28 protein-coding genes are annotated in these 24,860 nt (G+C 70.3%); 5 read left to right on the plus strand and 23 right to left on the minus strand.

The features are described from left to right. Positions 1–134: 134 nt before the first annotated feature. From pheT to ABZ796_RS23240, 11 genes are all read right to left on the minus strand, one after another. Positions 135–2,624, minus strand: a complete 2,490-nt coding sequence (gene pheT, locus ABZ796_RS23190; RefSeq protein WP_357340123.1) for a phenylalanine--tRNA ligase subunit beta — start codon at positions 2,622–2,624, stop codon at positions 135–137. Next, positions 2,621–3,742, minus strand: coding sequence for a phenylalanine--tRNA ligase subunit alpha (gene pheS / locus ABZ796_RS23195; RefSeq protein WP_357340124.1), 1,122 nt, complete (start codon positions 3,740–3,742; stop codon positions 2,621–2,623). The genes pheT and pheS overlap by 4 nt, the downstream gene beginning before the upstream one ends. Before the next feature lie 85 nt (positions 3,743–3,827). Next, positions 3,828–4,868: an ATP-binding protein gene (locus ABZ796_RS23200; RefSeq protein WP_357340126.1), complete on the minus strand. Its 1,041-nt coding sequence runs from the start codon at positions 4,866–4,868 to the stop codon at positions 3,828–3,830. Positions 4,869–4,905: 37 nt separating this feature from the next. Continuing rightward, complete coding sequence (locus ABZ796_RS23205) at positions 4,906–6,108, minus strand: oxygenase MpaB family protein (RefSeq protein ID WP_357340128.1); 1,203 nt, start codon at positions 6,106–6,108, stop codon at positions 4,906–4,908. A gap of 33 nt (positions 6,109–6,141) precedes the next feature. Next, positions 6,142–7,329: an MFS transporter gene (locus tag ABZ796_RS23210; protein WP_357340130.1), complete on the minus strand. Its 1,188-nt coding sequence runs from the start codon at positions 7,327–7,329 to the stop codon at positions 6,142–6,144. Positions 7,330–7,331: 2 nt separating this feature from the next. Next, complete coding sequence (locus ABZ796_RS23215) at positions 7,332–8,387, minus strand: MerR family transcriptional regulator (RefSeq protein ID WP_357340132.1); 1,056 nt, start codon at positions 8,385–8,387, stop codon at positions 7,332–7,334. Between the two features lie 341 nt (positions 8,388–8,728). Further along, complete coding sequence (locus tag ABZ796_RS23220; RefSeq protein WP_357340134.1) at positions 8,729–9,499, minus strand: RNA methyltransferase; 771 nt, start codon at positions 9,497–9,499, stop codon at positions 8,729–8,731. Positions 9,500–9,590: 91 nt separating this feature from the next. Further along, positions 9,591–9,974 carry a 50S ribosomal protein L20 gene (gene rplT / locus ABZ796_RS23225; protein ID WP_160023841.1) on the minus strand — a complete coding sequence of 128 codons (384 nt, stop codon included), beginning with the start codon at positions 9,972–9,974 and terminating at the stop codon, positions 9,591–9,593. A gap of 43 nt (positions 9,975–10,017) precedes the next feature. Continuing rightward, entirely contained in the window at positions 10,018–10,230 is a 213-nt protein-coding gene (locus tag ABZ796_RS23230) for a 50S ribosomal protein L35 (protein WP_008359371.1), read from the minus strand. Between the two features lie 67 nt (positions 10,231–10,297). Further along, the gene (gene infC / locus ABZ796_RS23235; protein ID WP_350713858.1) at positions 10,298–11,041 is read right to left on the minus strand and encodes a translation initiation factor IF-3; all 744 of its coding nucleotides are present in this window, start codon (positions 11,039–11,041) and stop codon (positions 10,298–10,300) included. Between the two features lie 294 nt (positions 11,042–11,335). Further along, positions 11,336–11,830 (minus strand): SseB family protein, encoded by a 495-nt coding sequence (locus ABZ796_RS23240; protein WP_357340137.1) that lies wholly within the window; start codon positions 11,828–11,830, stop codon positions 11,336–11,338. Between the two features lie 88 nt (positions 11,831–11,918). Between ABZ796_RS23240 and ABZ796_RS23245 the strand changes: the two genes are divergently transcribed. Both ABZ796_RS23245 and ABZ796_RS23250 read left to right on the plus strand, forming a co-directional pair. Then, entirely contained in the window at positions 11,919–12,380 is a 462-nt protein-coding gene (locus ABZ796_RS23245) for a hypothetical protein (RefSeq protein ID WP_357340138.1), read from the plus strand. Between the two features lie 44 nt (positions 12,381–12,424). Next, the gene (locus ABZ796_RS23250) at positions 12,425–12,925 is read left to right on the plus strand and encodes a 4-amino-4-deoxy-L-arabinose transferase (protein WP_357340140.1); all 501 of its coding nucleotides are present in this window, start codon (positions 12,425–12,427) and stop codon (positions 12,923–12,925) included. Between the two features lie 36 nt (positions 12,926–12,961). Here the strand turns inward: ABZ796_RS23250 and ABZ796_RS23255 are convergent, their stop codons facing one another. From ABZ796_RS23255 to ABZ796_RS23275, 5 genes are all read right to left on the minus strand, one after another. Further along, entirely contained in the window at positions 12,962–13,909 is a 948-nt protein-coding gene (locus ABZ796_RS23255; protein ID WP_357340142.1) for a TauD/TfdA family dioxygenase, read from the minus strand. 53 nt (positions 13,910–13,962) lie between these two features. Beyond that, entirely contained in the window at positions 13,963–14,865 is a 903-nt protein-coding gene (locus tag ABZ796_RS23260; protein WP_357340144.1) for an ABC transporter permease subunit, read from the minus strand. Beyond that, entirely contained in the window at positions 14,858–16,096 is a 1,239-nt protein-coding gene (locus ABZ796_RS23265; protein ID WP_357340146.1) for a betaine/proline/choline family ABC transporter ATP-binding protein, read from the minus strand. Before ABZ796_RS23265 ends, ABZ796_RS23260 begins: the two co-directional genes overlap by 8 nt. Then, positions 16,096–17,052, minus strand: coding sequence for an ABC transporter substrate-binding protein (locus tag ABZ796_RS23270; RefSeq protein WP_357340147.1), 957 nt, complete (start codon positions 17,050–17,052; stop codon positions 16,096–16,098). Before ABZ796_RS23270 ends, ABZ796_RS23265 begins: the two co-directional genes overlap by 1 nt. A gap of 128 nt (positions 17,053–17,180) precedes the next feature. Next, positions 17,181–18,056, minus strand: a complete 876-nt coding sequence (locus tag ABZ796_RS23275; protein ID WP_357340148.1) for a LysR family transcriptional regulator — start codon at positions 18,054–18,056, stop codon at positions 17,181–17,183. 63 nt (positions 18,057–18,119) lie between these two features. Between ABZ796_RS23275 and ABZ796_RS23280 the strand changes: the two genes are divergently transcribed. Continuing rightward, positions 18,120–19,022: an aldose 1-epimerase family protein gene (locus ABZ796_RS23280; RefSeq protein ID WP_357340150.1), complete on the plus strand. Its 903-nt coding sequence runs from the start codon at positions 18,120–18,122 to the stop codon at positions 19,020–19,022. A 10-nt stretch (positions 19,023–19,032) separates the two neighbouring features. Here the strand turns inward: ABZ796_RS23280 and ABZ796_RS23285 are convergent, their stop codons facing one another. From ABZ796_RS23285 to ABZ796_RS23300, 4 genes are all read right to left on the minus strand, one after another. Beyond that, on the minus strand, positions 19,033–20,247 hold the full coding sequence (locus tag ABZ796_RS23285; RefSeq protein ID WP_357340151.1) for an SGNH/GDSL hydrolase family protein: 1,215 nt from the start codon (positions 20,245–20,247) through the stop codon (positions 19,033–19,035). A gap of 91 nt (positions 20,248–20,338) precedes the next feature. Next, positions 20,339–20,767, minus strand: a complete 429-nt coding sequence (locus ABZ796_RS23290; protein ID WP_357340153.1) for a PH domain-containing protein — start codon at positions 20,765–20,767, stop codon at positions 20,339–20,341. A gap of 22 nt (positions 20,768–20,789) precedes the next feature. Beyond that, positions 20,790–21,659 carry an ATP phosphoribosyltransferase gene (gene hisG, locus ABZ796_RS23295; protein ID WP_357340154.1) on the minus strand — a complete coding sequence of 290 codons (870 nt, stop codon included), beginning with the start codon at positions 21,657–21,659 and terminating at the stop codon, positions 20,790–20,792. Positions 21,660–21,668: 9 nt separating this feature from the next. Further along, positions 21,669–21,932 (minus strand): phosphoribosyl-ATP diphosphatase, encoded by a 264-nt coding sequence (locus ABZ796_RS23300; RefSeq protein WP_008359350.1) that lies wholly within the window; start codon positions 21,930–21,932, stop codon positions 21,669–21,671. 106 nt (positions 21,933–22,038) lie between these two features. On the opposite strand from ABZ796_RS23300, the gene ABZ796_RS23305 reads away from it, so the two are divergent. Both ABZ796_RS23305 and ABZ796_RS23310 read left to right on the plus strand, forming a co-directional pair. Then, positions 22,039–22,293 carry a helix-turn-helix transcriptional regulator gene (locus tag ABZ796_RS23305; protein WP_357340156.1) on the plus strand — a complete coding sequence of 85 codons (255 nt, stop codon included), beginning with the start codon at positions 22,039–22,041 and terminating at the stop codon, positions 22,291–22,293. After that, a complete protein-coding gene (locus ABZ796_RS23310; RefSeq protein ID WP_357340157.1) occupies positions 22,290–22,910 on the plus strand; it encodes a hypothetical protein in 621 nt (206 codons plus the stop codon). Before ABZ796_RS23305 ends, ABZ796_RS23310 begins: the two co-directional genes overlap by 4 nt. A 15-nt stretch (positions 22,911–22,925) precedes the next feature. On the opposite strand, the gene ABZ796_RS23315 is transcribed toward ABZ796_RS23310, so the two are convergent. The 3 genes from ABZ796_RS23315 to ABZ796_RS23325 are packed head-to-tail and all read right to left on the minus strand — an operon-like array spanning position 22,926 to position 24,856. Continuing rightward, positions 22,926–23,459 carry a gamma carbonic anhydrase family protein gene (locus ABZ796_RS23315; RefSeq protein WP_357340158.1) on the minus strand — a complete coding sequence of 178 codons (534 nt, stop codon included), beginning with the start codon at positions 23,457–23,459 and terminating at the stop codon, positions 22,926–22,928. 15 nt (positions 23,460–23,474) lie between these two features. Beyond that, complete coding sequence (locus ABZ796_RS23320; RefSeq protein ID WP_357340160.1) at positions 23,475–24,503, minus strand: cation diffusion facilitator family transporter; 1,029 nt, start codon at positions 24,501–24,503, stop codon at positions 23,475–23,477. Further along, the gene (locus ABZ796_RS23325; protein WP_357340161.1) at positions 24,500–24,856 is read right to left on the minus strand and encodes a metalloregulator ArsR/SmtB family transcription factor; all 357 of its coding nucleotides are present in this window, start codon (positions 24,854–24,856) and stop codon (positions 24,500–24,502) included. The genes ABZ796_RS23320 and ABZ796_RS23325 overlap by 4 nt, the downstream gene beginning before the upstream one ends. Positions 24,857–24,860 lie beyond the last annotated feature (4 nt).

The following is a 24,860-nucleotide window of genomic DNA, read 5'->3' on the forward strand; positions in this document are numbered from 1 at the left end:
TCATCCCCACCTTCCTCCGAGTTGACCCCGGCAGTCTCCTATGAGTCCCCAACCGAATTGCTGGCAACATAGGACGAGGGTTGCGCTCGTTGCGGCGACGAAACGCGAGCGGCCCTCCTGGGTTCAGAGGATCCTCAGCGCTGGACAGCCCCGGTGAGCTCGGCCGCCTTCGCCACGGCCGCATCGCGTGCGGCCGCGGTCTCCTCGGCCTTCAGCGTGCGGTCAGGAGCGCGGAAGCGGAGCGCGAAGGCGAGCGACTTCTTGCCCTCACCCACCTGGTCGCCCTCGTAGACGTCGAAGAGCCGCACGGTCTCCAGCAGCTCTCCGGCGCCCTCCCGCAGGGCCGCCTCGACGGCAGCCACGGTGACGTCGGTCGACACGGTCAGCGCGACGTCCTCCTTCGCGATCGGCATGGTCGAGAAGACCGGGCCGGCGGCGGTGGCGGGCACCTTCGAGATCAGGAAGTCGAGGTCGATCTCGACCGCTGCCGAACGAGCCGGCAGCCCGAACGCCTTGCACACGTTGGGGTGCAGCTCGCCGGCGTGGCCGAACTCGACCCCGTCGATCGAGACGACCGCGCAGCGGCCCGGGTGCCACGGCGCCCGCGAGGCCGAGGCGACCTCGACGGCGACCCCGAGCTCGGTCCCCAGGCGGCGGACGACGTCGATGGCGTCGGCCCACGAGGCGGTCTCGGCGGAGCCCCACCAGCCACCCCGCGTACGCTCCCCGGCGAGCACGACGGCGAGGTGCAGCGGCTGGCGCGGGATCGCGGCGAAGAGCTTCTCGAGCTCTTCCACCGAGGGGCGCCGGTCGACGCCGTAGATCGGCGCGGCCTGGTCCACCGGGAAGGCGACGGTCGCGGTCTCGAAGAGGGCAACCCCGTCCTGACCTCGGGAGACGTTGCGGGCGGCCACCTTGAGCAACCCGGGCAGAAGGGTTGTGGTGTAGCCCGGCTCCTCGCTGCTGAGCGGGTTGGCCAGCTTGACCGTGTGGCGCAGGACGTCGTCGTCGGGCAGACCGAGCCGATCGAAGTCCGCCTCGCCCACGAACGGGAAGTCGACGACCTCGACCAGCCCGGCCCCGGCCAGGGCACGGCCGATCCGGCGGCGCAACTGCTGAGCGCGGGTCAATCCGCGACCGGTCGCCCGGCGCGGCAGCACCGAGGGGACCTTGTCGTAGCCCACGATCCGGGCGACCTCCTCGACCAGGTCGTAGGGGTCGGTCAGGTCGACCCGGTAGGTCGGGATGGTCGCGGTCAGCGAGTCGCCCGACACGGCGACGCCGGCCCCGATCAGCTCGAGCGACTTCACCACCGTCGCCTCGTCGATGTCGAGCCCGATGATCCGGGCCGGCAGGTCGACGGGGATCGTGATGGTCGTGAGCGGCCGGCGCGTCTCGGGCGAGGCCGTCGGCCCGACCTCGGAGACGCCGACGGCCTGACCGCCACCGTGCTCGAGGAGCAGCTCGACGACACGCTCGGCCGCCGCGGGCGGCAGCAGCGGGTCGACCCCGCGCTCGAAGCGCTTGGAGGCCTCGGAGGGGAGCTTGTGCCGCTTCTGGGAGCGGAAGACGGTGGTCGGGTCGAAGTGCGCGGCCTCGACCACGATGTCCGTGGTCGTCTCGGAGATCTCGGTGGACGCCCCGCCCATGACACCGGCGATGCCGATCGGGCCGGAGTCGTCGGTGATCAGCAGGTCCTCCTCGGAGAGGACCCGGACCACGTCGTCGAGCGTGGTGATCTTCTCGCCCTCGCTCGCCCGCCGCACCACGATGTCGCCGGACAGCTTGGCCCTGTCGTAGCAGTGCGTCGGCTGGCCGAGCTCCATCATCACGTAGTTGGAGACGTCGACGGCCAGCGAGATCGAGCGTACGCCGGTGGCCTCGAGCCGCTTCTTGATGAACTCGGGCGTCGGCGCGGCCGGGTCGAACCCTGTGATCACGCGGGTGACGAAGTAGTCGCACGCCTCGTCCTCGAGCCGGACCGGGTAGCCCGAGCCGTCAGCGACGGGGAAGTCGATCTGCGCCGGGTCGTGGAACGGTACGTCGAAGCCGAGCGCCGCGTCCCGGGCGATGCCGCGCATCGACAGGGCGTAGGCGCGGTCCGGGTTGATCTCGAACTCGATGATCTCCTCGCCGAGCCCGAGCACCTCGCGCGCGTCGGTCCCGGGCGCGGGGGCGTCGGCGGGCAGCACGATGATGCCGTCGGCCTCCTCCCCCAGACCGAGCTCGCGGGCGGAACAGATCATTCCGGCGCTCAGGTGGCCGTAGGTCTTGCGCGCCGAGATCTGGAAGTTGCCGGGCAGCACGCCGCCGGGCAGGATCACGACGACCTTGTCGCCGGGGACGAAGTTGTGCGCACCGCAGACGATCCCCTGGGGCTCGCCGGTGCCGTTGGCGTCGCCGACGTCGACGGAGCACCAGTTGATCGTCTTGCCGTTCTTCTGGGGCTCCTTCTCTGCGGTGAGCACCTGGCCCACCACGAGCGGGCCCTCGATGCCGGCGCCGGAGGTCTCGATCGCCTCCAGCTTGAGGCCGAGCGCGGTCAGCCGGTCGGTGATCTCCTCGACCCCGAGCTCGGCAGGCAGGTCGACGTACTCCTTGATCCAGGAGAGGGGGGCCTTCACAGTTCACTCCCGAATGCAGTAGTAAGCCGGACATCACCCTCGAAGAGGGTGCGCAGGTCGGACAGGCCGGTGCGGAACATCAGGGTGCGGTCGATGCCCATCCCGAACGCGAAGCCGCTGTACTTCTCCGGGTCGACGCCGCACGCCACCAGCACGCGCGGATTCACGATCCCGCAGCCGCCCCACTCGATCCAGCCCTCGCCCTTGCAGGTGCGACAGGTGACGAGCTGACCGTCTCCGGCGTCGACGACCTGCGCGCCACGGCAGACGAAGCAGGTCAGGTCGACCTCGGCCGACGGCTCGGTGAAGGGGAAGTACGACGGCCGGAACCGGGTCACGATGCCCTCGCCGAACATCTGCGTGGCGAAGTGGTCCAGGGTGCCCTTCAGGTGCGCCATCGAGATGCCCTCGTCGATGGCCAGGCCCTCGACCTGGTGGAACATCGGCGAGTGGGTCGCGTCGTACTCGTCGGTGCGGAAGACGCGTCCGGGGCAGACGACGTAGATCGGCGCCTCGCGGGTCAGCATCGTGCGCGCCTGCACCGGGCTGGTGTGGGTCCGGAGGACGACGTGGTTCTCGGCCGGCTCGGTCCAGAAGGTGTCCTGCATGGTGCGAGCGGGGTGGTCCGGGCCCAGGTTGAGGGCGTCGAAGTTGAGCCACTCGGCCTCGATGAGCGGCCCCTCGGCGACCTCCCAGCCCATCGCCACGAAGATGTCGGCGATGTATTCGGCACCGGTGGTGAGCGGGTGTCGCCCGCCTGCCGGGAGCCGGTCGGTCGGGAGCGTCACGTCGACGGTCTCCTCGACCAGCATCCGGGCCTCGTGCTCGGCCTCGAGCACCTTCTGCCGGGCCGCGAGCGCCTGGTTGACCGCGCCGCGAGCCTTGCCGACGCGCTGGCCGGCCTCCTTGCGCGCGGCCGGAGGCAGGGCGCCGATCTCGCGGTTGGCCAGGGCTAGCGGCGAACGGTCGCCGGCGTGGTCGAGCCGTGTCTGCTTGAGCTCCTCGAGACTGTTCGCGGCGTCGATGGCCGCCAGCGCAGCATCGCGCGCGGCCTCGACCTCCTCAGCCTTCAAGGGGGTGACCTCTACCGGGTCATAGTCGGTGTTGGGACCGGACATCACTGGCTTTCGTCGCATCGAGTGTGTGAGCGACAGTCTAGGAATCCCCCACCCTCTCGCGCGAACCGGAACACCCATCAGCGGGTCAGACCGGTGGGTTCCTCGGCCAGCCGACCTCGATCCGGGCCCCGCCGCCGTCGGCGTCGGCGATCTTGACCGAGCCGCTGTGGGCGCGGGTGAGGCCGCCGACGATGTAGAGGCCCAGGCCCGAGCCGCCGCGGGCGCCGTGCTTCCAGAACTTCGTGAACACGCGCTGGCGGAGCTCGGCCGGGATCCCCTCGCCGCGGTCCTCGACGACCAGCAGCACCTGGTCGGGGGCATCCGGCCGGAGGCCCAGGCTCACGGTGACGACGCCGTCGCCGTGACGTACGGCGTTCTCGACGAGGTTGGTGACGACCTGGGTGAACTTGTCCGGGTCGGCGTGGATCTCGAGATCGTCGGGATCGGCGGAGATGTCGAGCTCGATCGGCCGCGAGGTCGCCGAGCGCACCGACTCGACGACGCGGGTGACCAGCACCGTCGCGTCGCTGGGGCGCGGGTAGAGCTGGAGCCGGCCGGTGTCGATCCGGGCGACGTCGAGGAGCTCGGCGATCAGCCTGGAGAGCCGATCGGAGTCGGAGGCGACCGTTCTGAGCATCAGCTTCTTCTGATCGTCGTTGAGCTTGTCCCACCGGTTCAGGAGCGCCTGTACGAAGCCCTTGACGCCGGTCAGCGGCGAGCGGAGCTCGTGGGCGACGGTGGCGACCAGGTCGGATCGCTCACGGTCCAGGCGCTTGCGGCCGCGGCCCGAGCGCAGCGAGATCGAGACCTGGTCGACGGCGGCGTCCAGGGCCGGGCGCCGGATCGTGGAGAGGACCAGCACCTCGGTGCCGTCGGGCAGCAGCCACGCCTGCTCGGGGGTGCCGGTCACGGTCGGCAGGGTCTCGTAGGGCCGGTTGACCTTGGTCCAGGTGTGTCCTTCGGGGTTGCTCAGCGTGAGTACGTCACCCAGCGGCCGGCCGAGGCTCGCCTCGGGGTCCACGCCGAGCATGCGCCCGGCCAGGGCGGAGACCAGGACGACCGCACCCTCCCCATCGGCGACGACGACGCCGTCGGGCAGGGCATCGGCGAGTTCTCTGGCGTCCACGTCGACACCCTAGACCGACACGGCCGTGCGGGGAGCGCTACTCGGGCCGATTGCTGAGCGGCAGCGTGATGGGCGCCGGGTCGCCGGGCGAGAAGTAGATCTTGATGAAGGTGTGCACGGCCTCGGGGAGCAGGTTGGAGACGAGCGGGATGTGCGGGACGGTGCCCTGGTAGGACCTGACCAGCAGCGGCACGGCGCTCGCCCAGACCGGCGCCAGCACCGGGTCCTTGTCGAAGGCGATCATGTCGGCGTACGCATCCCCGATCACGTAGCGCCCCAGCGACTCCAGCTCGTGGCGCAGCAGCGGGTTGCCCTCGCCGATCACCGAGTCGAGCAGCGCCTGGGCCAGCTCGACGCCCTCCCGGGTGCCGCCGGTCGCCGGACCCATCACCTGGTCGTACTGGGCGTAGGCGGCGGCCCAGTCCTTCGGCAGATACTGGTCCTGCACGCCGAGGAGATGGAGGTCGACGTTCCACGCGTGCAGGAACGCGTCGGCAAGCTCCTTGCTCGGCGCGATGTCCCACTCGGTGAACTTCTTCATCACCCAGGTGCCGAGGCTGTGGAAGGTGACGAGCATGTCGGCCTGGCTGATCGGGATCTCCTGGCCGGCGCCGACGCGCTGCCAGTGCGGGGACTGCGGCAGCAGGTGGCGTACGGCGGCATGGACCATCCGGGTCTTGACCGAGTCGACCATCAGCCGGCCGGTCGCGGTCCAGCCCTGGGCGTCCATCACGTCATAGCCGAGCACCGTTGTCTTGGCGATCCGGTCGCGCATGTTCGCGCCGCCGTAGGAGTAGTAGACCGACCACGCCTCGCGCTTGATCGCGCAGCTGATCAGGCCGCTGCCGAGGGTGTAGAGAAGCGCGAGGAAGAAGCCGTACCGCTCCTCATTGAACGACCCGGCCAGCTTCAGCTTCCCCTGGTCGGCCCAGGCCGGGAGGCTCCTCGCCTCCTCGATGAAGCCGGCGAGGTAGGTCGGGAGCCCGTCGGGAAGCGGCTGGTCGTTGGTGGTCCAGCCCTTCAGGATCTCGTTGACCTCGGCGACCTTGTCGACGCCCTCGCCGTAGAGACGCTCGATGACGGGATCGGCGCGGACGTCCCAGACGTACTCGGGGTCCAGTCCTGCTCCCGTGCCCGCGATCGAGGCGCTCGGCGACCACGTCCACAGCGGGAGGGTCGCCCCGGCAGCGGCCGCCGCACCGCCCGAGGCCAACAGGCGTCGTCTGCTCACGTTCGTCATGCCCTCGAGTGAAACAGATTTGCGTTCCGTGTATCAGACCCGCTGGGGTATCGGCTCGGGCAGCCGGGCGACCCGCGCGGCCGCTGGAACGGTGGCCAGGAGGAGCGCGCCGATGACGGCAAGGGCCAGCCGTACGTCCACCCCGGCCGCCACCCCCAGCAGCGGAGTCGCGAGCAGCACCGGGCCCGTCTGGGCCAGCTGGGTCAGGCTCGAGAACCGGGCGAGCATCTCCGGCGGGGTGCGGGCGACATAGGCCGGGAGCAGGTAGCTGGTCAGCATGGTGGTGCCGACGCCGACGAGGCCGACCGCGAGGACCCCCGCCCAGATCTCGGTACGCACCGCCAGCAGGACCACCCCGCCGGCCGCGATCACGGGGCCGGCGACCGCGACCTGCGCGCGCGGCGCGCCCCAGCGGGCGACCGTGAGGGTCATCACCAGTCCCCCGGCCACCCAGGCACCCGAGACGAGACCCGTCTCGGCCGCCGTCCAGCCGCGTTCGCGGCCGGTGAGCGGCAGCGCGAGCATGACCAGCGGGAGCACCGTCGCGGCGAGGCCGGTGATGGCGACCAGGACCGGGACGACTCCGGGCGTACGTCGCGCGGCCGCGGCGCCGTCGGCCAGGCTGCGCCAGACCGAGCCTTGGCCGGGCTCGGGAGCCGGCTCGTGCGGCGGTCGGACGAGGAGCAGAGCGGCGAGCACGACAGCGTAGGTCGCCGCGTCCAGTCCAGCCGTCAACGGGAGGCCGCCGTTGCCGATCAGGAAGCCGCCGGCCGCGGGCCCCGCGGTGCGAGCGATCTGGTGAGCCGAGCCGACCAGCGCCATCCGCCGGTCCAGGTCCTCGGCCCCGAACAGCCGCGGGAAGACTCCTTCGGCGGGTCGGCGCAGCGCCTGGATCATGCCCGAGAGCGCACCGACCGCGACCAGCATCCACAGGCCCGCGCCATCGATCGCGCCGACGGCGAACGCGGCCATGACCAGCACCATCGCGGCGTCGCACGCGGCCATCGTCCGCCGGATCCCGATCCGGTCGGCCAGCACTCCCCCGGCCAGCACCAGCACGGCCAACGGGATGCCCTCGATCGTCAGCACGAGGCTGGCCGCGTCGGCGCCGAAGCCCGCCGCCGCCCAGCCGACCGCGAAGAAGGCCACCGAGTCACCGAAGACCGATGCGGTCGACGCTGCCAGCCAGGGGCGGAACCCCCGGCCTGCGATCAGTCCCATCCTCAGCTCGTCGGCTCGTGACGCACGGGCATGACCAGCGCGGTGAACCCGGGCTGGTAGGGCGAGGTCAGCACCACCGGCCGGTCCGGCGCGGTCACCGCCAGCTGGATCTCATCACCCAGGCACGCTGCCAGGGCGCGGCCGAACAGAGCTGTGCCCAGTCGGAGCCGGCTCGGCGGGCCGGTCACCACGCCGCGTACGTCGCTCTGCTCGGCGGTGTGCGGCGAACGGAGCCGCGTCTGGTCGCCGAGGAAGAGGTCGACCTCGGCGTACGCAGCCGCGTCGAGGCCCGCCAGCAGATCGGCCTTGGTGAGCACCGCGTGGGTGACGGCCGGCTCCAGACCCGCCAGCACCAGCCGATGCGCCGGGTAGGTGGTGTCGCGGCCCAGCTCCTGCCCGGCGAGCGTGAGGGTGCCGTCGGCGATGCGCAGCTCCGCGGTGGTGATCGCGTCGAGCCGGTCGACCAGCGCGGCCGCGTCGGGCAGCGACAGGACCGCGCGGCCACCGTCGCCCTCGGCGATCGCCGGCAGCTCCCGCACCGCCATCCAGTAGCGGTTGGTCGCCACCACGTCCACCCCCGCGCTGCTGCTGCCGCCGGCGACGTCGATGAGGACGGAGGCGAGCTCGGAGGCCGGATCGGACTCGGCGGCATGCCGTACCTGCCGGATCGCCGCGGCCAGCACCGGACCGGGGAGCTCGACGAGCGCCGGCCTCGCTGCGGGGCCGGCGTCGACGACGGCCAGCACGCCGCGTACGGCCTCCTCGGCCCGCGCCGTACGCGCGCTCCGATCCTCGACGAACTCCGCCAGCGCAGCCCTGGCCTCACCGGCCGGCGAGTCGAGCACCACCCGCATCGTCTCGATCGGCACCCCGGCCTCACGCATGCCCACGATCAACCGTGCCCGGTCGGCGAGCTCGGGCGTGTAGTAGCGGTACCCGGTCCCCGCGTCGACCTCCGCCGGCACCAGCAACCCGCACTCGTCGTAGTGACGCAGCGCGCTCGCGGTCAGCCCCACGGCCCGCGCGAACGCCCCGATCGTCAACAGTGGCTCATCCATGCCGCAACCATCGCCCTTCAGGTGAGATGAAGGTCAAGCCCCGCCGAAGCGCCGCCCCGGTCGCCCGAGACGTCACCCCCGTCGCCCGACGCGTCACCCCCGTCGCCCGACGCGTCACCCCCGTCGCCCGACGCGTCACCCCGGTCGGCCGAGGCGTCGCGTACGCCGCCCGAGGCGTCTCTCGCGTCGGCCGAGCGGGCACCTCGAGACCTCTCGGCCGACGGTAGCGACGTCTCGACTGGCGGCACGGAATGCTCACCGAGGTAACTCACCGGCTGCTCACTTCCTTCGCGAAGTTCCACGAGGGAAGTGAGCGCCCACCGAGATACCTCGGTGAGCATTCACCCCCGCTGCGCCCGCGCCGAGGCGTAGACGCAGAGGGCGGCAGCGGTGGAGAGGTTGAGCGACTCGGCCTTGCCGAAGATCGGGATGCTCACGACCTCGTCGGCCTCGGCGGCGAGCTCGGACGGCAGACCCCAGGCCTCGTTGCCCATCAGCCAGGCGGTGGGCCGGGCGAGGAGCGCGTCGGCGGTGAAGAGGTCGGCAGTGCCGTGCATGTCGGCGGCCAGGACGGTCAGGCCGGCAGCCTTGGCTGCCTTGACGGCGACCATCGCGTCGCGCTCGACCGCGATCGGGAGGTGGAAGGCGGAGCCGACCGAGGCCCGGACGGTCTTGGGGTTGTAGAGATCGACCGAGTCGCCGGCCAGGATCACCCCGGACGCGCCGGCCGCGTCGGCGCAGCGGATGACGGTGCCGGCGTTGCCGGGATCGCGTACGTCGGCACAGATCACCACGAGCGGGCCCGCGATGTCGGCGAGCGGGACATCCAGGAAACGGCACAGCGCGACCACACCGGCCGGGCTCACCGAGTCCGAGAGACCCGCCATCGCTCGGTCCTCGACGAGGGTCGTCTCCTGACCCGCCAGCAGGGCTGCGTACGTCTCGGCTCCCGCCTCGGTGGCGAAGATCTCCTGCACACAGCCACTCACCCCGAGCGCACCCTCGACCGCCTTCGGGCCATCGGCCAGGAAGAGACCTCGTTCCGCACGTACGGAACGGCGGGCAAGCTTGCGGATCTCCTTGAGACGCGCGTTGGCTGCAGAGAGAATCACACTCACCCCATGATCGAGTAGGTCGACAAATGGAACGTGGGAGTCTTGGTGTCACCTGGTGACACCAAGACTCCCACGATCGGAGTCAGGCTCAGGCGTTCGCCGGGGCGTTGACGTCCTCCGGCAGCGCAGCCTTGGCCTGGGCGACGATCGCGTTGAACGCGGCCACGTCGTTGACAGCGAGCTCGGCGAGGATCTTGCGGTCGACCTCGATGCCGGCCAGGTTGAGACCCTGGATGAAGCGGTTGTAGGTCATACCCTCGGCGCGCGCGGCGGCGTTGATCCGCTGGATCCACAGCTTGCGGAAGTTGCCCTTGTTCTTGCGGCGGTCGTTGTAGGAGTAGACCAGCGAGTGGGTGACCTGCTCCTTCGCCTTGCGGTAGAGGCGCGAGCGCTGGCCACGGTAACCGGAGGCCCGCTCGAGGGTGGTGCGACGCTTCTTCGCAGCGTTCACTGCGCGCTTGACGCGTGCCATTTCAGTGCTCCTTGAATGCTAGGGAAAGTTTCGGGGTGATCGCTCAGCGACCGAGCAGCTTCTTCGCGCGCTTGACGTCGGCGGGGGCGAGCTCCACCAGACCAGCGTTGCGACGGTGCTTCTTGCGGGAGCCGGTCGTCGGCGCGGAGGCGAACGCAGCACCGGACTTACGGCCGGCCTGCAGGCGCTGGATCTTCCCGGAACCGGTCACCTTGAAGCGCTTCTTGGAACCGGAGTGGGTCTTGTTCTTCGGCATAGTTCTTCCTTCTCTCGTCGTCCGGCCGGTCACGGGGCGCCGCGGCGGCGGAAGTCAGTGGATCGACTCAGAGGTCGATGTCGGGGTCGAGGTTCTCCGAGCGGCGCTTCGGCTTCGGGGTGGAGGCCGGACGGGCAGCGTTCGCAGCCGTACGCTCCGCCTTCTCGGCGGCCTCGTCGGCGGCGCGCTCGGCGGCCTTCTCCTCCTTGGCCTCCTTGGCCTCGACCTTGGCGTCGGCCTTCTTCTTGTGCGGGCCGAGCACCATGATCATGTTGCGGCCGTCCTGCTTCGGCGAGGACTCGACGAAGCCCAGTTCCTGGACGTCGTCGGCCAGCTGCTGCAGCAGGCGGAAGCCGAGCTCGGGACGGTGCTGCTCACGACCGCGGAACATGATCGTGATCTTGACCTTGTCCCCAGCGTTGAGGAACCGCACGACGTGACCCTTCTTGGTCTCGTAGTCGTGCTTGTCGATCTTCGGACGAAGCTTCATCTCCTTGATGATCACGTTCGTCTGGTTTCGACGGGCTTCACGGGCCTTCTGGGCGTTCTCGTACTTGAACTTCCCGTAGTCCATGAGCTTGCAGACCGGCGGCTTACCCTGCGGGGCGATCTCGACCAGGTCGAGGTCGGCCTCCTGGGCCAGGCGCAGCGCGTCAGGGGTCGGCACGATGCCGACCGTCTCTCCGTTGGGACCAACGAGGCGGACCTCGGGAACCCGGATCCGGTCGTTGATACGAAGCTCAGTGCTGATGTGTCCTCCAGTTGTTGTGGCTGCGGAGGCTCGGGATCTCGGCTTCCGGGCCGCGTGCACGAGCGGTCCGGAAATCAAAAAAGGCTTCCGCTGGATTGTTACAAGCGGAAGCCAGTCAGGACGCTCACCCACGTTGGGGCTCACACCACCGAATCCACTGACCCGTGAAACTCTCGGGCACTGTCTTCGGGACCGGACCCGACGACCTCTGTTGCTGGGCGGTCGATGCGGGTGGGAGAACGCTGTCGTGATCTCCGCTTGTTGGATCGAACCGACGGCGTACGTCGGCTGATCGGTCAACACGGGACACTACTGCAACATTCCCCTGCCCACCCAATCCTGGGGAGCCAATCGTCAGGGCCGCACCCAGGCCGTACGCGGCCCGACGGTCGCCAGCTGCCAGCCCTCGGCCACCTTGAGCAGGTCATCGCCCTCGATCGCGAACGGGACCGGCCCGGCGAGATCGAGCACCAGGGCATCCGCGCCGTCGTGGACGGCGGCCTGGGCGGCGTCGCGCAGCGAGACCGGCACCGGGCGGGCGTCGGTCTGCCACGCCTGCAGCGGCGCGGTGCCGGTGAACCCGAGCAGCGCCTGCCGGCCGTCGGCGCCGGTGAGCAGCACGGTCGCCATGTCGGAGGTCTTGTCGTGGGCGAGGCCGGCCTCGTCGACCTCCACCTCGCCCAGCACCGCGACGACCGGGACCAGCACCCGGGCGGAGGCGAGCGTGGTGAGCACGTCGGCGTGGATCGCCTGACCCGCGGCGTACGACCTCATCACGGACACGACCTCGGGGCTGGTCTCGCCGGTGTCGCCGGGAAACGCAGTGCCGAGGAGTCGCTTGTCGTTCATCGACTCCATTGAACCTCAGCCGAAGATCAGGGCCGATATCGGGGACAGTCCGGGTGCCGGGCGACCGGGACGGTGGAAGACTGTGGGCATGGACCAAGGCGCCTACCTCGCACTAGCCGCCGCGCTCACCGTTCTGGGCGCGATCTGGACCTGGGTCGCGTTCCGACGGCGTGGCCTCGGAGCCGGCGTGAAGGCGCTCGGGTGGACGCTGCTCGCCCCGGCGGCCTACCTGACCGGCCTGCTGCGCGCCGGCGGCAGAATCGTCGACGCGATCGCCGACTGGGCCGCGCGCCTGGTCTTCAGCCCGACCGTGTGGATCGGGTTCGGCATCGCCACGCTCGCGATCGTGCTGATCTTCGTCGCCCGCCTCCTGCCCACCAAGGAGAAGCCGAGCCGGGCAGCCCGGAAGGCGGCTGCCGGCGGCGCCCCCGGCTCGGCCGGTCCGGCGTCGGTCACGGCTCCGAGGACGACCAAGGGCCCGGTGGTCGACGACGACGACGAGGACATGGCCGACGTCAACGACATCTTGAAGAAGTACGGCATCTCCTGACCCCGACCGACTCCCCCGCTGCCGCCGATCTCCTCACGATCGCGATGAGCCGCCCGGCCACTCTCGGCCCGGGCCGGCTGATCTGCGTCGACGGCCCCGCCGGGTCGGGAAAGACGACGCTGGCCGGCGCCCTGGCGGAGATGACCCAGGCACCGGTGATCCACATGGACGACCTGTACGCCGGCTGGGACGGCCTCGCAGACGGCATCGCCCAGCTCGAGACCGTCCTGCTCCCCCTCGTCGAGGGCGCCCCCGGCTCCTACCGCCGCTACGACTGGCACCGGGGCGCCTACGCCGAGACGGTCATGGTCCCGCCGTGCCCGCTGCTCGTGGTCGAGGGCGTCGGCAGCGGCGCCGCCGCGTACGACGGCTTCCGCACCGCCCTCGCCTGGGTCGACGCACCCGAGGAGGAGCGCAAGCGACGCGGCATCGACCGCGACGGCGACACCTTCGGACCCCACTGGGACGCCTGGGCCACTGCCGAGACCGACCACTTCGCCCACGACCGGACCGCCGCCCGCGCCGACGTGGTCGTCATGACCTAGGTCCCCTGCCGGCCGAGCGTGTCGAGACCAGCAGGGTCAGGAGATGAGCTCGTCCAGGCGCGAGTAGGCGCGCGCGTCACCCTGGAGCACCTCCGAGCGCCGCCCGTCGACCGAGACCGGTACGTCACCCGCGACCGTGACCCGGCGCATCTCGCGCGGGTGGTGATCGAAGTCGGCGACCGCGTAGTGCTGGGTGGCACGGTTGTCCCACATCGCCACGTCACCGGGCTGCCAGGCCCAGCGGATGGTGTTCTCGAGCTTGGTGACCCGGTCCTGGAGCAGGTTGAACAGGTGGATCGACTCGGTGGAGGTCAGGCCCTCGAACTCCTTCACGAACGAGCCGAGCACCAGGGACCGCTCCCCCGTCTCGGGGTGGACACGGACGACCGGGTGCCGGGTCTCGAAGTGGATCGAGGCGAAGTCGTCCCGGGAGTAGTTGGCGTCGGGCTGCTCGTGCTCCTCGTCGCGCTGGGCGTAGTCGTAGGAGTTGGTGTGCACCGCCCAGAGCGCGTCGGCCAGCGCCCTCAGCGGCGCCGGGAGCCGGTCGTAGGCGGCCACGGTGTTCGCCCAGATCGTGGTCCCGCCGTAGGGCGGCAGGGTGACCGCGCGCAGCACCGAGATCGCCGGGACCCGGTCCACGAACGTGACGTCGGTGTGCCAGGCGTTGGCCGCCATGCCTGCGTTGGCGGTCACCCGCAGCACCCGCCCGGAGCCGGTGTTGACGGTCGGGTGCGCGGTCGTGAGCTCACCGAACCGGGCCGCGAAGGCGCTCTGCGCCTCGTCGGTGAGCCCGTCCTGGCCCCGGAAGAAGAGCACCTTGTGGCGCAGCAGGGCGTTGCGTACGTCCTGGATCTGGGTGTCGCCGGCCTCGGCCAGGTGCAGGCCCTCGATCACGGCGCCGATCCGGGCGCCGGCGCGGCGGATCCGCACGCCCGAGGACGTCTCGACGACGTCGGCGGGACGATGCAGCTCGGTGATGGTCACGGTCGTTCTCCTCCGATCAGGGATGTCAGCTCAGGGATGTCAGCTCAGGGATGTCAGGCAGCGGTGAGCTCGGGCTGCGCGGTCCTGGTGCGGGCACCACGGCCGAGCTTCGGCCACCAGGACGGCACCAGGCCACGCTGGCCGCCGAGTGCGGCCGAGACGCGGTCGAGGTAGATCGCGATGACGACGACGGCCAGACCGCCTTCGATCGAGGCGCCGATCTGCAGGCCCTGGACCGCGTTGACGACCACGCCACCGAGGCCGGAGCCGCCGACCAGACCGGCCACGACGACCATCGAGAGGGCGAGCATGATGACCTGGTTGACGCCGGTCATGATCGAGTCCTTGGCCAGCGGGAGCTGGACCTCGCGCAGGATCTCCCAGCGACCCGCGCCGAAGGCGGCCGCCGCCTCCACGGTCTCGGCATCGACCTGGTTGATCCCGAGCTGGGTGAGCCGGACCGCGGGCGGCAGCGCGAAGACGATCGTGGCGACGAGACCGGGCGCATCACCGACGCCGAAGAAGAGGATCGTCGGCAGCAGGTAGACGAAGACCGGCAGCGTCTGCATCAGGTCCAGGACCGGCCGCAGCGCTGCTCGCAGCGGTGGCGAGAAGGCCGACCAGATGCCCAACGGGATGCCGATCACCAGCGCGACGAGCGTCGCCACGAGCACCGAGGTGGTGGTCTGCATCGTCTCGTACCACAGGTCCATCGACTCGATCAGGAGCAGCCCGACGGTCAGCACCAGGGTCAGTACGACCTTGCGGGTCACCAGCAGCGCGATCACGGCGAGCACGATGATCATCGCCACCGGCGGCAGCCCGCCGAGCACGTTGTAGACCATCCGGAGCAGGAAGTTGAGCGCCTCCTTGATGCCGTCGAAGAACGGTCCGAGATTGTCGGTGAGGAAGTTGATGACGTCCTCACCGAGGTCGCCGATGTGAAGGTCAGGCATGGGCCACCTCCTTGGCCTCGGTGTCGGCGCTCGCGTCGTTGGCGGTGGACAGGGCCGAGAGGATCGCGGCCCGAGGCACGACCCCGACGATCCGTCCGTCGTCGTCGAGCACGGTCACCGGCACCACCTGGCGTCCGGCGAGCTGCATGAAGTCACCGACGACGTCGTCGGGCCCGACCTGCTCATAGGGCTCTCCGAGCGCTTCGCGCAGACTCTCGCCGATGCTCAGGTCGGCGACCCGATCGGCGGTCACGACACCCAGCAGCCGATCCTCGCCGTCGGTCACGAAGGCGCCGGTGACCTCGTTCTCGCCGAGCCTGGTGAGCGCGTCGGCACGGCTGGTCTCCTCGTCGAGCACGAGGCGCGGCGGCCGCACCAGATCGGCGGCACTGAGCACCCGGGCACGGTCGACGTCGGAGACGAACTCGCTGACGTAGTCGTCGGCCGGGTGGGCCACGATCTCGGGCCCGGGAGCGACCTGGATGACTCGGCCCTCGCGCATCACCATCACCCGGTCACCGATCCGCATCGCCTCGTTGAGGTCGTGGGTGACGAAGACCGTCGTGCGCTGGTCCTGGGCCTGCAGGTCGACGAGCAGGTCCTGCATGTCGCGCCGGATCAGCGGGTCGAGCGCGGAGAACGGCTCGTCCATCAACAGGATCGGCGGATCCACGGCCAGCGCACGGGCCAGGCCGACCCGTTGCCGCATGCCGCCGGAGAGCTCGTGCGGGAGCTTGTCGCCGCGCCCGCCCAGGCCGACCCGGTCGAGGGCGGCGTCGGCCTTCTCGAGACGCTCCTGCTTCGCGGTGCCGCGTACTTTGAGGCCGTACGCCGCGTTCTCCCGCACCGTCCGGTGCGGGAAGAGCGAGAAGTGCTGGAAGACCATCCCGATGCCGTTGTTGCGGAGCTCGCGCAGTCGCTGGTCGGAGACCTTGGTGATGTCCTCGCCGTCGATCAGGAGCTCGCCGGCGCTGGGCTCGTTGAGCCGGTTGATCATCCGCAGCACGGTCGACTTGCCGGAGCCCGACAGGCCCATGACGACGAACATCTCGCCCTTGGCGATCTCGAAGTCGATCTCGTGGGCACCGAGGTAGCCGCCCGCTGCGGCGGCCGCCGCACGCGGATCCTCGGCTGCCAGCACCTTCTCGGCCTGCCTCCTGCCGAGGCCGTAGACCTTGCTCAGGCCACGCCCGACGATCGCGGGCCGGGTCGTCTCGTTCGTCTCGCTCATCAGATCTCCGCCTTCTCGCCGTCGGCATCCTCGACCCCGTCGAGGAACTCGGTGACCTTGTCCGGGTTGTCGTCGATCCACGCCTCGGCGATGTCGGCGAGCTCCTTCCCGGACTTGTCGTGGTCGTAGTAGAACTGCCCTGCCTCGTCGGTGGTGAAGGTCAGGTTGGCGAGCAGCTCGGCGATCTCCGGGTTATCGTCCTCGAACCCCTTGCGGGTGACGGTGCGGATCTCACCGGCGCCGCCCCAGACCTTGTCCGGGTCCTCGAGGAAGACGGCGTCGAACTGCACCGTCATCCAGTGCGGGCTCCAGCCGAGGAACACGATCGGCTGGCCGGCCTTCTGCGACTTCTCGACCTGGGCGAGCATCGCGGGAGTGCCGCTGGCGACGAGCTTCCAGTCGCCCAGCCCGTACGCGTCCTCGTCGATCGCCTTTTGGATCGTCTCGTTGCCCGGGGAGCCGGCCTCGATGCCGTAGATCTTCTTCCCGAACTTCGCGGCGTTGGCGTCGAGGTCGGCCAGCGACTCGATCCCGAGCTCCTCGGCGACGTCGCCGGGGACGGCCGGGGCGTACTCGGTGCCCTTCACGATCGTGGAGACGACCTCGACCTCACCGGAGTCGATGGGGTCGCCGAAGCTGGGCTCCTGGGAGGGCCACCAGTTGCCGAGGTAGGCGTCGATCTGCCCCGAGGAGACCGCGGTCGCCGCGTTCTCGACGGACAGGTTCTTCTTGATGCTCGCGTCGTAGCCGAGCTTCTGGAGGATCTGGACGGCGATCTCGTTCTCGACCTGGAGGTCGACCCACGGCTGCTCGGCGAGGACCACCGAGTCCTCGGCTCCGCCGGAGTCGCTCTGGGCGAAGCCGTCACGCTCGCTGGCGGTCGTGCAGGCGGTCAGGGTGCCGGCTGTCGCCGCGATGGCGAGTGCGGCCACAGCAAGGCGTTGGGGGCGGCGCATGCATGCTCCATCCAATCGGTTCATATATGTCTAACACACTAGACATTGACCTTCTGGGTATTCCAGCACGTCCGGGCAATGAGCAAGACCAGGATCGAGATGCTGCGATAGAGAACCTCTATGGCTCGCTACGAGTCGGTGAGCTCTTGAGCCAACGCGACGAACTGCTCGACCAGCGCGTCCCCGCGCTCCTCCAGCCACACGACCGACACGCTCACCCGCGCCACCGGCGTCAGCGCCACGACCTGCGCTCCGGCCCGCGACGCCGCGCCGGCCATGCCCTCGGTCAGCACCGCCACCCCCGCGCGGGCCAGCACCAGCGGGATGATCGAGGCGACGTGGGCCGTCTCGATGGCGACCTCCGTGGGCAGACCGGCGGCCTCGAGCCGGGCATCCAGGAACGTACGCAGCGCCGTGCCCGCCGGCGTCGCGATCAGGCCGATGTCGGCGAGGTCCTCGATCCGGACCTCCTCCGGCGCCTCGCCCGAGGGCGGCAGGACCGCCACCAGGTCGTGCTCGGCGAGCAGGTGCGAGCCGAACGGGCCGTGCGGCGTCGCCCCGTCGATCAGGCCCACGTCCGCCTCGCCCTTGCGCACCTGGTCGAGGACGTCCGAGCGGTGCTGCGGGTCGGTGACGACCACCTGCGCGCCCGGCTGGATCCGCCGGAACTCGGCCAGCACCGGCACCAGCGGCTCGACCGCCCACACCGTGCTGGAGGTGATCCGCAGCCGGCCGAACCCCTCGTCCGAGACGGACCGGACCGCGCCCGCGGCGAGCTCGAAGCCACGTACGACCCGGCGGGCCGGGCCGAGCAGCGCCGAACCCGCCGGAGTGAGCCGCACTCCCCTGCCGTGGCGCTCGAAGAGCGGACCGCCGAGCTCTCGTTCGAGCCCTCGCACGGCGTACGACAACGACGGCTGGGCGACATGGAGCCGAGCCGCGGCGCTGGTGAAGCTGCCCGCCTCGGCGATCGCGAGGAAGAACTCCAGCTGTCGTCGCTCCATGCCCCGAGGTTAAGGGCCCGACCAGCCGCCGGAGCAAACCCGCCACCTCGATAGCCTGTGAGCGTGCTGAGACCGAGTGGAGAGCAGTTCACGATCGATGGCGGGGGCTACACCGCGACGGTGACCGAGAGTGGTGGGGCGCTGCGGCTGCTGTCCTACGAGGGCCGGGACCTGGTCGCCGGCTTCGGCGACGAGGAGCAGTCCCGGGGCGGCAAGGGCCAGTTGCTGGCGCCGTGGCCGAACCGGATCCGCGACGGCCGCTACGAGTTCGGCGGGAAGAGCTATCAGCTCGGACTCACCGAGGTCGCGCGCAACAACGCCTCCCACGGGCTGGTGCGATGGGCCCAGTGGCTGCCGATCGAGGAGGCCAAGAGCTCGATCACCCTCGCCACCCGGCTGATGGCGCAGAGCGGCTACCCGTGGACCCTCGACCTCGAGGTGACGTACGCCGTCGGACCCGACGGGCTCACCGTGACCCAGTCGGCGACCAACCACGCCGACTCCCCCGCGCCCTACGCGGTCGGCGCCCACCCCTATCTGAGCGCCGGGGCGGGACCGGTCGACGAGTGGACGCTCACCCTTCCGGCGCGGACACGGCTGCTCTCCGACCCCGAGCGCAAGCTGCCCACCACGAGCGAGGCGACGGCCGGGACGGCCTACGACTTCACCTCCGCCAGGCCCATCGGCGATGTCGTCCTCGACCACGCCTTCACCGATCTCGACCGGGGCGAGGACGGTCGGGCCACGGTCACGATCCAGGGCCCCGACGGAGGCGTCGCGCTCTGGGTCGACGACCACCACCCGTGGCTGATGGTCTACAGCGCCGACGACCAGTCCCCGGCACGCGGCGGCCTCGCCGTCGAGCCGATGACCGCTCCCCCGGACGCGTTCAACTCCGGCACCGACCTGATCGCGCTCGCCCCCGACGAGCGCCTCGAGGTCACCTGGGGCATCACCGCGATCTGACCCTCACGCTCTAGAGGTCGCATTCCAGCAGCGAGAGGTCGAACGCGTCGGCCATCGCCGCATAGCCGGCGTCGCCGGGGTGGAGGTGGTCCCCGGAGTCGTACGCCGGCAGGAACCGCGCCGGCCGCTCGGGGTCACGCGTGGCCGCGTCGAAGTCGACGACGCCGTCGAACTCGCCGGAGGTCAGGATCCACTCGTTGACCGCCACCCGCACCCGGTCGCGCGCGGGGGTGTAGCGACTGCCACCCTCGTAGGGCGTCAGGGTGGCGCCGACGACGCACACGTCCTCGGCGTGTGCCTGCGCGATCAGGTCGCGGTAGGCCACGATCAGGTCGGAGGCGTCGTCGGCGTCGTCCCAGCGGATGTCGTTGATCCCCGCCAGCAGCACGACCGTGGAGACGCCGGGCTGGTCCAGGACGTCGCGCCGGAAGCGGTCCAGAGCGCGCTGGCCGCCGGTCCCGTCGGTGAGGACGCGGTTGGCGGAGATGCCCTCGTTCATCACGCCGAACCGACCGGCGTAGGAGCTCGCCGCCACCCGGTCCGCCAGCAGATCGGGGTAGCGCCGGTCGGCACCGACGGTGGAGCCGTTGCCATCGGTGATCGAGTCGCCGAAGAAGACCGCGGTCTTGACCCGGCGCGGCTTCTCGACGACGACGCTCTCGACCCAGTACCAGCGGGAGATCTGCGTCGTGAACGCCGCGCCCGACTCCTCGCCGGCCACGTCCGCACCGGAGGTCCCGGAGAGGTAGGAGATCTGCGTGGCCACGTCGTGCCCGGTGATCGGACCGCTCTCGCCGACGACGTGGAAGCTCACCGCGAGGGTCGTATCGGCCGGCACCGTGGCCTCGAGCGGATCGCTGAGCACCTCGGTGCCGGGGGCGACAGTGACCTCCTCCGCGCCGTCGAAGGTCAGCGACCGGTTCGTACCGGACACCACCGCCGCACCGTCGCCGGCCAGCCCCAGGTGTACCGAGGCGAAGGTCACCGGACGGTCGCCGAACGCGTTGGAGAGGGAGATGCGTACGCCGGAGCCACCCAGCGAGGTGTGCACCAGGTTGCGCACCGACCGGTCCGCCAGGCCGGCGGCGCCGGTCTCACCGCCCACCTCGTCGGCCGAGGCACCCCAGGTGCCGACCGGGTGCACCGGCGCGGCCTGGGCCGGCATTGTCGAGGCCAGAGTGAACGCCGCGGCCAGCACGGCGATGGCGCGAGTCCATGAGATCACGCAGACACGCTAGGACGCCGCAGGCGTGGCTATCAGCAGTTCGGGCGAGGATTCCCCGAACCGTAGTAGGCGGTTCGCCGCGGAGTCGCTGCTAGGACAGCTCTTCGGCGAGCGCGCGCAACGTCCGCACGGCCTTCTTCGACGAGCCGCCGTCGGCGGCCTGGATGCCGAGCGCGGAGATGCTGTGGCCCGAGGCCAGGTCGATGTTGGGCCACGGAGCGCCGCGGGGGAAGTTGATCGCGAGGACCTCGGCCCACTCCAGGTCGCGGCGCTTGAAGCCGTTGACGACGGTCAGGCCGTCGGTGCGGGCGACGACCCGCGACCGGGTCAGCGCGTACACGCAGGTCCCGATCCCGAGACCCACGGCGCCGAAGGTGAGCCGTTCGAACATGGTGACCTGAGCCTTGATCTCGGGCGTGAAACCGACCCAGACCATCGTGCACATCACCGCGAGAGCGGCCACGAGGAACCAGGCCATGACGCGCGCCCCGAGCGGGCGCCAGGTGTGCGGCAGCTTCACCGGACGTTCCGATCCGGTGGGGTCAGATCCGGCAGGCATTGATCTCCGTCAGCAGGATCGCGCGGGCACCCACGGCGTACAGGTCGTCCATCAGCTTCTGCGAGCCCTTGCTCGGCACCATCGCTCGGACCGCGACCCAGCCTTCGCGGTGCAGCGGACTGACCGTCGGTCCCTCGAGCCCGGGCGTCATCGCGGAGGCCTCGGCGAGGAACTCGGCGCGGATGTCGTAGTCCATCATCACGTAGCTGCGCGCGATCAGGACGCCGTCGAGGCGGCGACGGAAGGTCTCGTACGCACTCGGCAGCTGGGCGCCCGAACGGGTGATCACCACCGCCTCGGAGTGCATGATCGGCTCGCCGAAGATCTCCAGGCCGGCCTGGCGCATCGTGGAGCCGGTCTCGACCACGTCGGCGATCGCGTCGGCGACACCGAGCTGGATCGAGGTCTCCACGGCGCCGTCGAGCCGGGTGACGCTGGCGTCGATCCCCTCGCGCTCCAGGAAGGCCGAGACGACCCCGACGTACGAGGTCGCGATCCGCTTGCCGCGCAGCTCCTCGATCGAGGTGAAGTCACCGGCGCGGCCGGCGAAGTGGAACCGCGAACGGCCGAAGCCGAGCCCGACGACCTCGTCGGCCTTGGCGCCGGAGTCGAGGAGCAGGTCGCGGCCGGTGATGCCGATGTCGAGGGTGCCCTCGCCGACGTAGAGCGCGATGTCGCGCGGGCGCAGGTAGAAGAACTCGACGCCGTTCTCCTCGTCGATGAGGGTCAGGCGCTTGGAGTCCTCGCGCTGGCGGTAGCCCGCCTCGCGCAGCAGCTCGGAGGCAGCGATGGACAGCGAGCCCTTGTTGGGCACGGCGATCCGGAGCATGTCGGTCTGGGTGGTGTCAGGCATGAGGCTTCCCTACAGGTGTGAGTAGACGTCGTCGATCGAGATGCCGCTGGCGAGCATGAGCACCTGGGCGTGGTAGAGCAGCTGGGAGATCTCCTCCGCGGTCGCTTCCTTGCCCTCGTACTCGGCCGCCATCCAGGACTCGGCGGCCTCCTCGACCAGCTTCTTCCCGATCGCATGGACCCCGGCGTCGAGCTGTGCCACGGTGCCGGATCCTTCAGGTCGGGTCCGGGCCTTCTCACTCAGCTCGGCCCAGAGCTCGTCGAACGTCTTCACGAGCGCCAAGCCTAGGCGGTACGCGACCCCGCACCCGAATCGTCTCACCGAATCGATAGCAGTCCTGCTATGGACTGTCATAGCAGGACTGCGATACCTTCGATGCATGAGCATCGACGACGAGGACACCGCGTTCTACGTCGGCATCGCCGCACAGGTCACCGAGCACCGGGTCGCGCGAGGCCTGTCCCAGCGCGAGCTCGCCGAGCTCTGCGGGACGACCCAGTCGGCGATCGCCCGACTGGAGTCCGGGTCCCGCCCGCCCAAGATCGACACCCTCCTCCGGGTGGCCGCCGCCCTCGACTGCCGCCTCGAGGTCGGCTTCCACGCCCGCACCCGATCCCACAGGAGCACACCATGAAGACCCCTATCGCCGCCGACGAGGTCGAGTCGACCCGCAGCGAGCGGTTCCTGGCGGTCGCACTGACCGCCTTCCTGCTCGTCGGCACCGTCTGGTTCTACGTCAAGGTCGCCGGCTGGTGGCCGCTCTACATGGACTGGGACCAGTGCAACAACGGCGAGACGGCGTGCGAGATCCCCGGCCATGAGGCGATGCAGATCGGCATCCGGCTCGGCTTCGTCATCCTGCTCTGCCTGGTCGGATTCTGGGTCCTCTACCGGCTGCGCCGCAGCGGCTCCCGCTTCCTCCCGCTCGGCTTCGCGCTCGCCGCGACCGGGGTGATCATGGCCCTCGTCTTCGCCTTCCACTACACCTTCGAGTACGCCGACTTCGGCCCGCTCATCCTGTCGCTGTTCGGCGCCGCGGCCACGGTCGGAGTGTTCGTGGCGGTCCAGCGGCTCCTGGCCAAGCGCATCCCGGCGATGCGCGTACGCAAGGGCGACTGCCCCTACTGCGGCTACCCGACCCGTGGCAAGCACTGCGAGGGCTGCGGTCGCGAGACCATCGCACCGTGCACGACCTGCGAGGCCGACCGTCGGGTCGGCTCGATCCACTGCGTGGCCTGCGGAGCGGAGTAACCCTCAGGTTCAGGGTCAGGGTTGGATGCGGCGTACGGTCGCGCGATGCAGCTTCATGAACTCAACATAGCCCGGCGCGTTGAGCTCCAGGATCGCCGCCGGGTTCGTGTCGGGCTCGATGGTGCCGCGGATCTTGGCGGGCACGCCCATCACCAGGCTGCGATCGGGCACCTCGGTGCCCTCGACCACCATCGCACCGGCCGCGATCAGACAGCCGTCGCCGATGACGACGGAGTCGGAGATCACTGCGCCGTTGCCGATCAGCGACCCGGTCCCGATCCGGTCCCCGTGCACCACGCAGCCGTGGGCGACCGTGCTGTGCGGCCCCATCTCGAGCGAGGACCCCGGACGGACGTGGAGCACCGAGTTGTCCTGCACGTTGGAGCCCTCGCCGATGATGATCGGCCCGACGTCGGCACGGAGCACCGCGCCGTACCAGACGCTGGCGTTCGGGCCGAGGCGTACGTCACCGATCAGCGTCGCCGTCGGCGCCACCCAGGCATCGGGATGGATCTGCGGACTCTTGCCGTCGAACTCGAAGATGTTCATCGGGGCAGAGCCTAGTCAGTGCGTGCCCTCGGGACTGACGTGGAGGACGACACTGGTCAGCCGCGGCAGCGCCTCCAGGAGGTGCTCCTCGGCATGGTGGGCGATGTCGTGCGCGGCGGAGACCGCGAGGTCGGCCGGCACGGTGATGTCGCCGTCGGCGTGGAGGGTGTGCCCGATCCACCGCAGCCGCAGGCTCCGGACCTCGAGCACGCCGTCCACGGTGCGGACCGCCTCCCGCGCCCTGCGTACGTCCTCGGGGGTGACCGCGTCCATCAGCCGGGCGCCGACCTGCTTGAGGGCCGAGCGCAGCACGCCGAGGATCGCGACCGCGATCAGCAGCCCGATCACCGGGTCGGCCCACGGCATCCCGACCGCGACCCCGGCGGCACCGAGGACCACGGCCAGCGAGGTGAAGCCGTCCGTGCGCGCGTGGAGCCCGTCGGCGACCAGAGCGGCCGAGCCGATCTGGCGGCCCACCCGGATCCGGTACCGCGCGACGATCTCGTTGCCGAGGAATCCGATGACACCGGCGGCGGCAACCGCCCAGACGTGCTGGACCTCGCGCGGATGGAAGAGCCGGTCGACGGCCTCCCAGCCCGCCAGGATGCTGGAGAGCGCGATCATGGCGACGACGAAGAGGCCGGCAAGCTCCTCGGCCCGTCCGTACCCATAGGTGAACCGGTCGTTGGCCGGACGTCGCGCGAGCCAGAACGCCACGAGCAACGGCACCGCCGTGAGCGCGTCCGCGACATTGTGGAGCGTGTCGCCCAGCAGCGCCACCGACCCGGTCAGGGCCACGACGACCGCCTGCAGCGCCGCCGTCAGCGCGAGGACACCGAGGCTGATCCACAATGCCCTGCGACCGCGTACGTCCGCTTCGAGCGCCTCGTCGACCTGGTCCGCGGCATCGTGGGAGTGAGCCCCGAACACCTCCGAGACCGCGTGCCGGACCCGCGCCCAACCGCCATCGTGCCCATGGCTGTGCTCGTGGTCGTGGCTGTCGTGGGCACGGTCGCTCGGGTGATCATGCAGCGTGTGGGTCATGCCGACTCCTCCGTGGATCGGTGGTGCGCCGGAACCTGGTCCAGGAGATGCTCCACATGCCCGATCGTGTCGAGGACCAGCTGGCGCACGTGCCCGTTCTCGACCCGGTAGAGCACCGAGGTCCCCTCCTTCCGCGTGGTCACCAGCCGCGCCATCCGCATCTTCGCCAGATGTTGCGAGACCCCCGGCACCGGCTTGTCCAACATCGAGGCGAGCTCCGAGACGGACCGCTCCTCGTCCAGCAACAGCCCCGCCATCTGCAGACGCGTGGGATCGGCCAGCATCCGCAGCACCTCGACAGCGAGAGTGACCACGTCATCCCCCCACACCGGAGGTTGCGTATTTGCATGCATGCGC

This window comes from Nocardioides sp. NPDC047086 (assembly GCF_040643685.1).
Lineage (GTDB): Bacteria > Actinomycetota > Actinomycetes > Propionibacteriales > Nocardioidaceae > Nocardioides.